Raw genomic sequence first — 12960 nt, forward strand, 5'->3', positions numbered from 1 at the left:
CAGCCATAACAGTTGCTAAATGGCTTGAGCAGCACGAGCTTGTGGATCATATTAGACACCCTGCTTTTGAAACATGCCCTGGGCATGAATTTTTTAAGCGAGATTTTGATGGCAGTAATGGTTTGTTTTCATTTGTAATGAAAACCGGTAACCAAAAAGCAATTGACGCATTTTTAGATAGCCTTGTGCATATTAAAATGGGGTTTTCGTGGGGCGGTTTTGAAAGCTTAGTAACTGCTAATTTAACCATGAAAGGTTTGCGTTCTGATACTGGGTGGGATTTAGGGCCCGTTATTCGTTTGCATATTGGTCTTGAAGATGTTGAAGATTTAATTAGCGATTTAAGCCAAGCGCTAGAGGTTTATAAGCAGCATTTATAATTTTTAATGCAATTTATGCTGTTACATTCAAATATATTGTTACAAAGCTCGCCATTGGTGAGCTTTTTTTTGCTGGTAATTCAAGGTGTTTACACTTAGTGTTGCTAGATAGTGCTTTATTTTAAAGCGAGTTTAACGTCATTAAGGATAGACAATGGCAACACCATTACCAATAAACGTAGGGCGATTAACGCAAATAGCGGGATTTGAGCTTGTACGGATGTTTTTAACTAAACGTGGGCTAATAGCTTTGGCTGCATTTGCGCTTGTTTGGATCATAATTTTACGTTACCCAATAGGACAAGCTGTTAGCATAGTAAGCGCCCCCGACTTTGAACAAATCGCGCGAGATATTTCTGGCTCTATTGGGTTGAGTAAGCTACTTGATTGGCCTGAAGCTGAGTTTGCCATGTATTGGCTTATAGCCCTTTATAGCTTTCCTATTTTTAGTTTATTTATTTGTAGCGACCAAACTGTAGGTGACAGAGAGCGTGGCACACTTCGATTTTTATCACTGCGTTCAACTCGTTTTGAAATACTCTTTGGTCGTTTTTTAGGACAATTAGCAGTATTGGCTTGTTTAGTTGGTATTACGCTTGTAGCAACATTCGCTGTGCTCGCTTTTAGAGATCCTAGCTTACTTGCTGGTGGGCTTGTTCGTGCTGTGTCTATATTTTTAATATTGGTTGTTACTTTATGCCCATTTGTAGCACTAATGACGTTAATTAATACCTTTGCTCGCTCATCACGTTTATCTATTGTGTTAGCAATTTTATACTTTGCTGCAGGCGGTATTGTTGTTGGTATATTGCAATGGCAAATATCGGCGTTAAACATCCTCGATTATTTATTTCCAGGTGTGCAAATTGAGCAACTAGCAGGACAAAATTTGTCTTTGTTAAGCGCATTGGCTATTCCACTTGTACAAACTGTAGTGTTGCTAGGCGTTGCTCAACGTATTTTTGCAAGGAGTTCATTATGAGACCATTAATTACAGGCAGTGGTTTGAGTAAATCGTATGGTACTAAACTTGCGCTTAATGATGTGAACTTTGAAATTCAAAAAGGTGCGCCAGTGGCGCTTGTTGGACCAAACGGTGCAGGTAAAACAACATTATTTAGTTTGCTATGTGGTTATATAGCACCAAGTAAAGGAAGCCTTGAAATATTAGGGCATAAGCCAGGGAGCGCTGCTTTATTTAATAAGGTAAGTGCATTGCCACAAGATGCGCAACTTGATCCTCGTTTTAATATAGATAAGCAACTAGCCTTTTATGCAAAGCTACAAGGTATGGGTGCTAAGCAAAGCCAAACAGAAGCATTGCGTGTGCTTGATTTAGTCGGTCTTAAAGAGATTGCAAAGCAGCGCGCAGGTGATCTATCTCACGGTATGCGTAAACGCGTCACTATAGCGCAAGCGCTTATTGGCTCGCCGCAAATTGTAATGCTTGATGAAGCAACCGCAGGGCTCGATCCAATTCATGCCAGAGAAGTACGTGAACTAGTATCATCACTTAGCGAGCAAGCTACTTTTATTTTAAGCTCCCATGATTTAACAGAGCTTGAACGACTATGCTCACAGGTACTTCATTTAGATAAAGGTGTATTAAGCGAACATCAAACTAAAACAAATAATACGGATAAACACTTTTACACGCTAATGCTTAGCGAGACTTATCAAAATGTTGAGCAGCAGCTTCAAGCAATTGCAGGGGTGAGCCATGTGTATATGAGTCAACATAAAGAATATGTTGTTGAGTATCAACCAACGAGCGACCCACTTGATATAGCACTACTGAACTTTTGTCATCAACAAAACTGGCAGTACAGGCAGTTAGTTAATGGTCATACGTTAGAAAATCAAATATTCAAACAGGAGAAAATATAATGGGTTTATTAAGCGGGCTAATGGGTAACGCAAGCGAAGTTGATGATTCAGATTTAGAAAAAGTTCTCAGCAATACATTGATTGACGGTGAGCAAGTAGAAAAAGCATACAAAGTAGTACGCGATATGTTTATTTTTACTAATAAACGCTTAATTTTAATTGATAAGCAAGGTATGACCGGCTCTAAAATGGAGATGGTTAGTATTGGCTATTCTAAAATAACCAAATTTAGCAAAGAAAGTGCAGGTCATTTTGATTTAGATGCAGAGCTAAAAATATGGGTGGGTTCAGATCCTACTCCAATTAGTAAAGAGTTTAAGTCTGGTGACAATATTAACGACGTATATCGTATAATTAGTCAGCATGCACTTTAATATTTAGTACATATATTAAGTAGTTGTTGACTAGATGTTGCAACTACTTTAACTTTACGGTTTGTTACACTTTATTACAGTTATTCTAACAAATACAGGAAGTTAGTTAAGTTTTCATTCAGTTTCTTCACGTTAGCATGTGCCCCGACTTTAGCTACACAGCTATAGCATAAAAAGCAATGTTCATAGGGAAGTATCATAATGAAAAAATTAGCAATTATTATTTCAAGCATTTTGTTATCAGGCGCTGCAACCACTGCAATGGCAGCAGACAGCTATAATTCAATAAGTAATTTAGGTTACCAATTTACAGACAGTAATAATGATGACCAGTTTAGTATCGATTCTACTTATTATTTCTCTCCTAAAAAGACATTAGGTCCTTACGACCAGTTTGAGTACATCAATAAGCAAACTAATGTTTTTGGTTCGTACACAGATAACGACGCAAGCGATGTAACATCGGTTGGCGGCGAATATTTTTATAAAGATGTTGTTTTTGGTGCTTCTTACGAAAACAGTGACTTTGGTTCAAATGATGAATCTTACGCGTTTACAGCTGGTTACTTTTTCAACCCAGATTTACTTGCAAAAGCAAAATTTGTTGAAAATGATGACGGCGAAGACTACGCGTTATTCTCTTTAGCATATAATTACATGCTTAATGGTACTGACTATGTTGGTGTAACTGTTGAGTCTGATGATGATTTTGATTACCGCTCAGTAGCAGCTAAGTACTTTGTTGATTTACAAGAAGGTAACTTTTTAACTGTTGAAGGTACATTCGAAAGCATCTCTGAAGCTGACGATCAGTGGAACTTAGAAACAAATTACTACTTCAGCAAAGCAACATCAGTATTTGCTTCTTACAATAAAGAAGATGCTTATACTTTTGGTGCTCAACACTTCTTTAACCAAAATCTTGGTTTAAAAGTAGGTTACGGTAACAATGCTGATGACTCTGACAACGATGCTTACTTTGCTAACATGCGTTATCAGTTTTAATTAGAGAATATACCTTCTCTAATTAATACAAAAATATAGTTTAAAGCCCGCTTATTTAAGCGGGCTTTTTGTTGTTTGCTGCAAAATAAATAATGAAAATGGGCTATGAGCAAAGCAGCATCTTATCTTTAATAATACATATTTATGTAATTTTTATGCTGAAGCTAATTTTTTTATTAGCTCGAAAAATAGTAAAGCTAGGTGATTAACAGTACCTAATTTAAAAATAAAATATTGAGGCGTTTTAGTCATCTTGCAATGATTGTATTTAAATTAAGATGGGTCATAATTAAGGTACTATTTTCATTCAATGTATAAGGAATGTGCACATGTCAGTATTTATTATATTACTGGTTGTGGTTGTTGTTATTTTTGTAGTTAAGGACATACGCCTTAACTTAATTAGCCGACCTACTTTCAAAATGTTTAAGAAGGTGTTGCCACCATTATCGCAAACAGAACGCGAAGCAATGGAAGCGGGTGACGTTTGGTGGGATGGAGAGTTATTTAGCGGTAATCCTGATTGGAAAAAATTACATAGCTTTCCAAAACCAGAACTCAGTGATAAAGAAAATGCTTTTATGGCTGAGCAGGTAGAAACTTTATTGGCAATGCTTGATGATTATCAGATTGTACAAAAAGATAAAGACCTACCAAAAGAAGTGTGGGATTACTTAAAAACTGAAGGTTTTTTTGCGCTGATCATTCCTGAAAAGTTTGGCGGTCGTGAGTTTTCAGCAATAGCTAATTCAACGATAGTGTCAAAAATTTCGACTAAAAGCTTAACAGCAGCAGTAACTGTTATGGTACCTAATAGCTTGGGACCAGGTGAACTACTCCTTCATTACGGTACTAAAGAGCAACAAGACCGTTGGTTACCAAGTTTAGCAAATGGTACAGATGTACCTTGCTTTGCGCTAACAGGACCAGAAGCGGGGTCTGATGCTGGCAGCATTCCTGATTCAGGCGTGGTGTGTATGGGGGAGCATAATGGTGAACAAGTAATGGGACTGCGTTTAAACTGGTCAAAGCGTTACATTACACTTGCACCAGTGGCAACCGTACTCGGTCTAGCATTTAAAATGCATGACCCTGATGCTTTATTAGGTGATAAGAAAGAGTTAGGTATAACGTGTGCGCTTATTCCGACAGACCACCCTGGTGTTAAAACAGGTGAGCGTCATTATCCGCTTAATATGGCGTTTATGAATGGCACAACTTACGGTAAAGATGTATTTATACCACTTGATTGGATTATTGGCGGTCAAGAATGTGCAGGGCGCGGTTGGAGAATGCTTGTTGAGTGTTTAAGTGCAGGGCGTGGTATATCACTGCCAGCATTAAGTGCTGCAACTGGGCATTTAGCTTCAAAAATGACATCGGCCTATGCAATGGTACGTCAACAATTTGGTGTTTCTATTGGGCAATTTGAAGGTGTACAAGAAGCGCTTGCGCGTATTGGTGGTTTAACTTACGCACTTGAGTCGTGCAGGCTAATGACTGCTGGCGCAATTGACTTAAAGCTAAGCCCATCGGTTGTAACGGCTATTGCTAAATACCATATGACTGAAATGGGTCGTACGGTAATGAACGATGCAATGGATATTCATTCAGGCAAAGGTATTCAAGTAGGACCTAACAACTATTTAGCGCATGGCTACATGGGTATTCCGGTATCAATTACGGTAGAAGGCGCTAATATTTTAACGCGTAATTTAATGATATTTGGTCAAGGTGCAACACGCTGCCATCCGTTTGTTTTAAAAGAAATGGAAGCCGCTGCAATGGAAGATGACGATGCAGCACTTGAGCAGTTTGATGGTTTATTAATGAACCATATTATGTTTGCAACAAGTAATGCAGGCATGGCATTTGTACATGGGTTAACACGAAGCTACTTTGCTAAAGCACCTGTAGGCGGTGAAACGGCTGTCTATTATAAACAATTGAGCAGAATGAGCAGAGGTTTAGCTATTTGCACAGATGTGGCAATGTTAATGCTAGGCGGAGAGCTTAAACGTAAAGAAATGATATCTGCACGGTTAGGTGATGTACTAAGCCATTTGTATTTAGCATCAACCGTTTTAAAACGTTATGAAGATGAAGGGCGCCAACAAGCAGATTTACCATTTGTTAAATATGCAATTGAGAACTCCTTATTCGAAATCGGTCAAGCATTTGATGGTTTCTTTAAAAACTTTTCTAACCCGGCAGTTAATTTTACACTTAAACGCATTGTGTTCCCGCTTGGGAATCATTATCACAGACCAAGTGATGAAATAGCGCAAAGCATTTGTGTACACATGACCCAACCAGGTGTGTTTAGAAACCGCTTAACTCACTTATGCTATGTGGATGAAAATGCAGGCACAGGGATAATGGAAAATGCATTTTTAGCGATGCACGATATGCAAGCGCAGTTTAAAGATTTAAAACAATGGCAACGCAAGGGCAGTGTGCCAGCAACGCTTGATATTGAAGGCGCTATTAACTATGCACTTGAAAATAAGTTACTTGAGCAAGCAGACGCAGATGCAATGCACCATGCTAATAAGTTAAGAAAGCAGGCTATTGCGGTTGATAACTTTCAACCAGGTGAATTGTAATCAGCTTGATGGAATAACTAAAATAAAAAAGGCCTTACAAATGTAAGGCCTTTTACTTTAAATTTAGTTTACTTATCTGGCATAAGGGTCAGCAAGTATTTTATCTACATACCATCTGCCTTTTTTACGCAACATACTTACGCTACGCATTTCATCAATTTTTCCACCGTTCAAATAACCAGTAAAAATAAGATTTATTTTAGCGCTGTCGCCATATTGCTCACGCAAACTCATATTTGACATGTCAACTTCAATTACAACTTCATCGTATTGCATATTGACTAAGTTACGTGAAAATTGTTTTGCTGTACCGTAAGATTTCATTATACGAGTTAGATTTGGTGTTGCTAAAGTAGAAGCTTTTTGAAGATCCTGCTGATTATATAATGCATCAAAGTAAGCGGCTGCTGTTTCGCCTGGAGTGTCGTTAAGTGATTTTACATTATCACCACAGGCTGCTAAAAAGAGGCAAATAATTAGGCTTAATAAACTACTGATTTTTTTCATACTGATTATTATTAATTAATTTTTTAAAGTGTGTGATTAATCAGTGAGGATGTAAAGCTGGGATGAGTAATAAATATAAAATTAGACAATAAATAATAAAAAAGGATGCCTAAAGCATCCTTTTAAAGGTTACCAAAAATAATTATTGTACTAGTTCTTGATCGCTAAACTCTTCATCAAACATAGGGCTTGATAAGTAACGCTCAGTTGCACTAGGTAAAATAACAACAATATTTTTATCAGCATTTTCTGGTTTTTCAGCAATTCGCTTAGCTGCAACAACCGCTGCACCTGACGAAATACCCACTAAAATACCTTCTTTTTTCATTAACTGATGTGACATTGCAATTGCGTCTTCGTTAGAAACAAGTTCTGCGCCATCAATTAAATCCATATCTAGGTTGCCAGGAATAAAGCCTGCACCAATACCTTGGATTTTATGAGGACCTGGTTTAATTTCTTCACCAGCAAGCGTTTGACTAATAACTGGAGAGTTAGTTGGCTCAACAGCTATCGATTTAACGTTTAGACCTTTTTCTGTTTTAAGATAACGACTGACACCTGTAATAGTACCACCAGTACCTACACCTGCTACAAAAAAGTCTACTTTGCCATCAAGCGCATCGTAAATTTCAGGACCCGTCGTTTCAAAATGAATTTTAGGGTTTGCAGGGTTTTCGAATTGTTGTAATAAAATATATTTATCAGGTGCTGTTGCTTGAATCTCTTTTGCTTTTTCAATTGCACCATTCATACCTTTAGCACCGTCGGTAAGTACTAGATTTGCACCTAGCGCTTTTAATAGCTTGCGACGTTCTAAGCTCATGGTATTTGGCATTGTAAGTGTTAATTTATAACCACGTGCTGCAGCAACAAAGGCTAAAGCAATACCAGTATTACCTGAAGTTGGCTCGATAAGTTCTTTACCTTCAACAAGCTGACCTGATTTTTCAGCTTCCCAGATCATTGATGCACCAATACGGCATTTGATGCTAAAGCTAGGATTACGAGATTCAACTTTAGCGTATACATTCCCACCTGTAACACGGTTAAGTTTTACCAGCGGTGTATTACCGATGCTTAGTGAGTTATCTTCAAAAATAGTAGACATAATGTTCCTTTGGATACAATCGGATCAACGTGTTAATAGCTTTTGCTACTAACTATATAGTCACACTTTACTGAGAGTTTAAAAAAACTAAAGTAAAGTTTGGCTATAACATATATCTATTGAGCTTATAACTAAGTGAAATAAAAATCCACAATAGCCGGGGCTTTAGTTATTGAAGGAGTGCGATTAATTAAAAGTTAATTCGATCAAACTTTGTTTGAGTAAAGTCCTGTATTTATTTAATACATTTTATATACAAAAACTTTAATGATTGTTGGTTATTTGTCCGAATGAACCACTGTTGAACAGTTTTATGACACAAGCTAAGTAAAACATGATAAAAACACGTATCTAAATTCAATTAAGCAATCACAATGAAGTTAATCTTAAAATTAATTGCCGGTATTGTGGCCGGTATTTTGGTCGGTCTCTACGTACCTTTAATTGGTGTTGAACTTTTATTTACCGTAAAAGAGTTTATCGGTCAAATTATCTCCTTTACCATTCCCCTTATTATTTTATTTTTTATTGCGTCGGGTATTGCCGGTTTACCAAAGGGATCTGGGCACTTATTAGGAAAAACAGTTGGTTTTGCTTATAGCTCTACGATTATTGCCGGAACACTCGCTTTTTTATTAGTAAGCGCTGTTATACCGTTTTTAAGTGGCGGCATTACATTTGAAGCTGAAGTGGCTACTGAAATTGGTAGCTTTATTGATTTAGAAATTCCACCATTAATGGGTGTAATGACGGCATTGGTAACTGCTTTTGTGTTTGGTATTGGCATGAGCCAACTAGAACTTGATACGCTTAAAAAAGTATCTGATCAAGGTCGTGATGTAGTTGATGGTTTACTTTCGAAAGTAATTATTCCAGCTTTACCATTTTATATTGCTGGTGTATTTGCCGAAATGACGGTGGCAGGCACTGTGGTAGATACATTGCAAACATTTGGTGTTGTATTAATAGCGGCACTTGTTATGCATTGGCTATGGCTAAGCGTTTTATATATAGCTACTGGGGTGTTACTTAAACGCAACCCAATAGAACTAGTTAAAAATATGCTACCTGCTTACTTTACTGCTTTAGGTACTATGTCGAGTGCGGCGACTATTCCGGTGTCATTACAATCAAGTAAAGCAAATAACGTTAAAGAAGACGTTGCTAACTTTACAGTGCCTCTTTGCGCGACTATTCATCTATCAGGCTCTACGATTACAATCGTAACGTGTGCAATGGCTGTTATGTTTTTGTCACCAAGTATGGAAGTACCTTCATTAATGGGGATGCTACCGTTTATTATGATGTTAGGCGTAGTGATGATTGCTGCACCAGGTGCACCAGGTGGTGCAGTTATGTCAGCTCTTGGGTTATTAACGAGTATGCTTGGTTTTAATGAAGGGGCGGTTGCACTGATGATTGCACTTTATTTAGCACAAGATAGTTTTGGTACTGCGTGTAATGTAACGGGTGATGGTATCATTGCATTATGGGTTGACCGATTTAGTGAAAAATCGTCAGCTTAAAAGGTTATATTAAGCTGTCAGAGCGAAACAATAATATTAGTTATTGTTTCGCTCTATCTATGTTACTGTGGCAAATTAATTTTATTAAATTGCATGTTGTTAGGTAAGTGAGGATGTTCCATTGATTAATGTACTTTTAGTTGATGACCATGAACTTGTACGAACAGGTATCAAGCGTATTCTTGATGACGTACGAGGGTTTAAAGTAATTGGCGAAGCTAAAACTGGTGAAGAAGCGGTACAGTTTTGTCGTCAGCACGCGCCAAACATAGTATTAATGGATATGAATATGCCAGGTATGGGCGGATTAGAGGCGACTAAAAAAATCTGTCGCTATTGCCCTGATGTGAAAATTATTGTGCTTACTGTTAATTGCGAAGACCCGTTTCCGAGCAAAGTAATGCAGATTGGCGCGCATGGCTTTTTAACCAAAGGTGCGGGTTCTGACGAAATGGTACGTGCTATTCGCTGCGTTCATGCCGGTCAACGTTATATAGCGCCAGAAATTGCACAACAAATTGCATTAGCACAAGTAACGGGTCGCACAGACGAAAACCCATTTCAGAGTTTATCTGAGCGAGAGCTACAAATTATGCTTATGATCACTAAAGGTGAAAAAGCACAAGATATAGCTGAGCGTTTGAATCTAAGTTCTAAAACAGTAAATAGCTATCGCTACCGTATGTTTGAAAAGTTAAATGTAGGTGGTGATGTTGAGCTTACTCATTTAGCTATTCGCCATAAAATGATTGATATAGACGTTTCGTACTAACTATAATTTATGTCTGAATTTGATCACGTACATTTCCTTAAAACACTATCAAGCGAGCCGGGTGTTTACCGTATGCTTGATAGTAAAGACCAAGTTATTTATGTTGGTAAAGCCAAGCACCTAAAAAAACGGGTGAGTAGTTACTTTAGAAGTAACATTACCGACAGTAAAACGCGTGTTTTAGTGAGTAATATTTGTGATATTGAAGTCACGCTTACGAATACTGAAACCGAAGCGCTGTTGCTTGAAAATAATCTTATAAAAAAATACCAACCTCGTTACAACATATTATTACGCGATGACAAGTCGTACCCTTATATTTTACTCACTAGCCATAAACACCCACGGTTAGCGTTTCATCGTGGCAGTCGTAAAGTGAAAGGTGAGTACTTTGGACCATTTCCAAGCGCTGGAGCTGTCTCCGAAAGCTTGCGTTTAATGCAAAAAATATTCCCGGTCCGCCAATGTGAAGATGCATATTATCGCGCAAGAAGTCGTCCATGTTTACAATATCAGCTTAAACGCTGCTCAGCTCCATGTGTAAATAAAGTAACGGATGATGACTATAGTGAGCAAGTTGATTACGTTCGCAAATTTTTAACCGGCAAATCTCACGAAGTAATTGCCGACTTAATAAAAAAAATGGAAGGGGCGAGCAAGCAGTTAAACTTTGAATTAGCTGCAAAAGTACGCGACCAAATAATGCTACTTCGTAAAATGCAGGAGCAACAATCTATTTCAGGTAATTTTGCTGAAATGGATGTAGTGGGTTTTGCTCATTTGAATGGTTTAAACGGCATTCATTTATTAATGATCCGAGATCATAAAGTATTAGGCAGTAAAACATATTTCCCAAAAGTGCCTAAAGATTCCGGCGAACAAGAAATACTTACTTCATTTTTAGGTCAGTACTACTTAGCTCCTGGAGCGACAGGGCGTATTGCAAAAGAAATCATACTGCCATTCGAAATAGAAGAAAGCCAAGTATTGGGTGAAGCACTCACGCAAATAAGCGAACGTAAAGTAACACTTAAAGTTGTTACTCGAGGTGAACGTGCTCAATACTTACAACTCGCAAATAAAAATGCATTAAATAGCATAGCAGTTAAACAAAGTACCCAAGACTCTATTAATAAACGTTATGCACAATTAAAAGCAACATTACGTCTTGATGATATAACCCGAATGGAATGTTTTGACATAAGTCACACCATGGGGGAGAACACAGTTGCAAGTTGTGTTGTATTTGATTCGCAAGGACCAAATACAAAAGAATACAGGCGCTATAACGTAACGGGAATTACAGGTGGTGATGACTATGCTGCAATGGAGTTTGCACTTAACAAACGCTATAACAAATTAGTAGATGAAGATAAGATTCCTGATGTTATTTTTATTGATGGTGGTAAAGGGCAATTAGGGCGAGCTGAACAATATTTTTCTAATTGGCCGCATGCGAAAATGCCTTTATTAGTCGGTGTTGCAAAAGGGACCAGCCGTAAACCAGGTCTTGAAACACTATTAATTGACGGTGGTCGAAAAACTATCCCAATGGATTCTGATGCACCTGCGCTACATTTAATACAGCATATACGCGATGAATCTCATCGATTTGCTATTGCTGGGCATCGAAATAAGCGCCAAAAACAACGAACACAATCATTGTTAGAAGAAATAAATGGAGTAGGTTCTACACGCCGCCAAACATTATTAAAATATTTAGGGGGCATGCAGGGAGTAAAAGCTGCTAATATAGAACAGTTAAAGAAAGTTCCTGGGATCAGCCCTGACATGGCTGAGAAGATATTTAACCATTTGCATGACAAGGGCTAGCCCTACATGCGAATATAGCAAAAAAGACATATCCAAGTAGTTATGTGGAATATTCCAAACACACTCACAACATTTAGACTTTTTCTTATCCCCGTATTTTTGGTGATATTTTACTTGCCTTATAGCTGGTCGCTTTTCGCTGCTGCTTTTATTTTTTGGCTTGCGTCAATTACCGATATACTTGATGGTTATTTAGCTCGCAAACTTGAGCAATCAACTCCATTTGGTGCCTTTTTAGATCCCGTTGCTGATAAAGTAATGGTGTGCGCTGCGTTAGTTGCACTATCGGATCATTATCAATCTATGTATATGACTATTCCTGCACTTATTATTATAAGTCGTGAGATAATTATATCAGCACTTCGTGAATGGATGGCTGAACAAGGTAAGCGCGGTAATGTAGCTGTATCCAATATGGGTAAAATAAAAACAGCTGCACAAATGCTAGCCATTATAGGTCTAATTTGGCAATACGATACTTGGATGAACTATCTAAGTTTTGGCTTATTGTATATAGCGACGTTTTTAACCTTGAGTTCTATGGTGCAATATTTACGTGCAGCATGGGGGGAATTGACTAAAAATTAACTGTAAACGTATAATAACGCACCATTTTAGATAAAAAACAAGCAAACAGTTCAAAACTATCATTTTTTGTATTGACGCGTTTAATAATCTCTGTAGAATGCGTCCGTGTTGAGAGGGCATAGCCCCCGAGATAAACAAAACGGTAATTAATCAGTTACCTGAATGTTCACATAAATCATCATGTGTTAATTCAACTAACTGATAAATAAAATGCGGTACTAGCTCAGTTGGTAGAGCGCGACCTTGCCAAGGTCGAGGTCACGAGTTCGAGCCTCGTGTACCGCTCCAAGTTTATCTTAAGGTTAATACCCCGTACTGGGGCGGAATGGCAGAGTGGCCATGCACCGGATTGCAAATCCGTTTACCTCGGT

The 12960-nt window shown here is 37.9% G+C and carries 12 protein-coding genes and 1 tRNA gene; 11 read left to right on the plus strand and 2 right to left on the minus strand.

All coding sequences use genetic code 11. The features are described from left to right. The 6 genes from L647_RS0112010 to L647_RS0112040 form a co-directional block, all read left to right on the plus strand. The coding region (locus L647_RS0112010; RefSeq protein ID WP_029880454.1) for a PLP-dependent transferase at window positions 1-380 on the plus strand (380 nt) is incomplete at its 5' end. Window positions 381-534: 154 nt separating this feature from the next. Continuing rightward, the gene (locus L647_RS0112015; RefSeq protein ID WP_024611311.1) at window positions 535-1362 is read left to right on the plus strand and encodes an ABC transporter permease subunit; all 828 of its coding nucleotides are present in this window, start codon (window positions 535-537) and stop codon (window positions 1360-1362) included. Then, on the plus strand, window positions 1359-2267 hold the full coding sequence (locus L647_RS0112020) for an ABC transporter ATP-binding protein (protein WP_024611312.1): 909 nt from the start codon (window positions 1359-1361) through the stop codon (window positions 2265-2267). Before L647_RS0112015 ends, L647_RS0112020 begins: the two co-directional genes overlap by 4 nt. Then, the gene (locus L647_RS0112025; protein WP_024611313.1) at window positions 2267-2641 is read left to right on the plus strand and encodes a PH domain-containing protein; all 375 of its coding nucleotides are present in this window, start codon (window positions 2267-2269) and stop codon (window positions 2639-2641) included. Before L647_RS0112020 ends, L647_RS0112025 begins: the two co-directional genes overlap by 1 nt. Before the next feature lie 201 nt (window positions 2642-2842). Continuing rightward, window positions 2843-3646, plus strand: a complete 804-nt coding sequence (locus L647_RS0112030; protein ID WP_024611314.1) for a putative porin — start codon at window positions 2843-2845, stop codon at window positions 3644-3646. 329 nt (window positions 3647-3975) lie between these two features. Next, a complete protein-coding gene (locus tag L647_RS0112040) occupies window positions 3976-6252 on the plus strand; it encodes an acyl-CoA dehydrogenase (protein WP_024611315.1) in 2277 nt (758 codons plus the stop codon). Window positions 6253-6324: 72 nt separating this feature from the next. Here the strand turns inward: L647_RS0112040 and L647_RS0112045 are convergent, their stop codons facing one another. Next, window positions 6325-6759, minus strand: coding sequence for a hypothetical protein (locus tag L647_RS0112045; RefSeq protein ID WP_024611316.1), 435 nt, complete (start codon window positions 6757-6759; stop codon window positions 6325-6327). Between the two features lie 142 nt (window positions 6760-6901). Continuing rightward, window positions 6902-7870 carry a cysteine synthase A gene (cysK, locus tag L647_RS0112050; RefSeq protein ID WP_024611317.1) on the minus strand — a complete coding sequence of 323 codons (969 nt, stop codon included), beginning with the start codon at window positions 7868-7870 and terminating at the stop codon, window positions 6902-6904. Between the two features lie 374 nt (window positions 7871-8244). Between cysK and L647_RS0112055 the strand changes: the two genes are divergently transcribed. The 5 genes from L647_RS0112055 (at window position 8245) to L647_RS0112075 (ending at window position 12877) form a co-directional block, all read left to right on the plus strand. Beyond that, window positions 8245-9396 carry a dicarboxylate/amino acid:cation symporter gene (locus L647_RS0112055; RefSeq protein ID WP_024611318.1) on the plus strand — a complete coding sequence of 384 codons (1152 nt, stop codon included), beginning with the start codon at window positions 8245-8247 and terminating at the stop codon, window positions 9394-9396. A 121-nt stretch (window positions 9397-9517) separates the two neighbouring features. Next, entirely contained in the window at window positions 9518-10168 is a 651-nt protein-coding gene (gene uvrY, locus L647_RS0112060) for a UvrY/SirA/GacA family response regulator transcription factor (protein WP_007377972.1), read from the plus strand. 9 nt (window positions 10169-10177) lie between these two features. Then, window positions 10178-12001: an excinuclease ABC subunit UvrC gene (gene uvrC, locus L647_RS0112065; RefSeq protein ID WP_024611319.1), complete on the plus strand. Its 1824-nt coding sequence runs from the start codon at window positions 10178-10180 to the stop codon at window positions 11999-12001. A 42-nt stretch (window positions 12002-12043) separates the two neighbouring features. Then, window positions 12044-12589, plus strand: a complete 546-nt coding sequence (pgsA, locus tag L647_RS0112070; protein ID WP_033024409.1) for a CDP-diacylglycerol--glycerol-3-phosphate 3-phosphatidyltransferase — start codon at window positions 12044-12046, stop codon at window positions 12587-12589. Between the two features lie 212 nt (window positions 12590-12801). After that, a tRNA-Gly gene (locus L647_RS0112075) sits at window positions 12802-12877 on the plus strand. Window positions 12878-12960: the final 83 nt, after the last annotated feature.

It is taken from the genome of Pseudoalteromonas sp. TB64 (assembly GCF_000498095.1).
GTDB lineage: Bacteria > Pseudomonadota > Gammaproteobacteria > Enterobacterales > Alteromonadaceae > Pseudoalteromonas.

Excerpts from the sequence above, each read along its gene's own strand:
- L647_RS0112015 (WP_024611311.1), top strand. The coding sequence starts at position 535 with ATGGCAACACCATTACCAATAAACGTAGGGCGATTAACGCAAATAGCG.
- L647_RS0112020 (WP_024611312.1), top strand. The coding sequence starts at position 1,359 with ATGAGACCATTAATTACAGGCAGTGGTTTGAGTAAATCGTATGGTACT.
- L647_RS0112025 (WP_024611313.1), top strand. The coding sequence starts at position 2,267 with ATGGGTTTATTAAGCGGGCTAATGGGTAACGCAAGCGAAGTTGATGAT.
- L647_RS0112030 (WP_024611314.1), top strand. The coding sequence starts at position 2,843 with ATGAAAAAATTAGCAATTATTATTTCAAGCATTTTGTTATCAGGCGCT.
- L647_RS0112040 (WP_024611315.1), top strand. The coding sequence starts at position 3,976 with ATGTCAGTATTTATTATATTACTGGTTGTGGTTGTTGTTATTTTTGTA.
- L647_RS0112045 (WP_024611316.1), bottom strand. The coding sequence starts at position 6,759 with ATGAAAAAAATCAGTAGTTTATTAAGCCTAATTATTTGCCTCTTTTTA.
- cysK (WP_024611317.1), bottom strand. The coding sequence starts at position 7,870 with ATGTCTACTATTTTTGAAGATAACTCACTAAGCATCGGTAATACACCG.
- L647_RS0112055 (WP_024611318.1), top strand. The coding sequence starts at position 8,245 with ATGAAGTTAATCTTAAAATTAATTGCCGGTATTGTGGCCGGTATTTTG.
- uvrC (WP_024611319.1), top strand. The coding sequence starts at position 10,178 with ATGTCTGAATTTGATCACGTACATTTCCTTAAAACACTATCAAGCGAG.
- pgsA (WP_033024409.1), top strand. The coding sequence starts at position 12,044 with ATGTGGAATATTCCAAACACACTCACAACATTTAGACTTTTTCTTATC.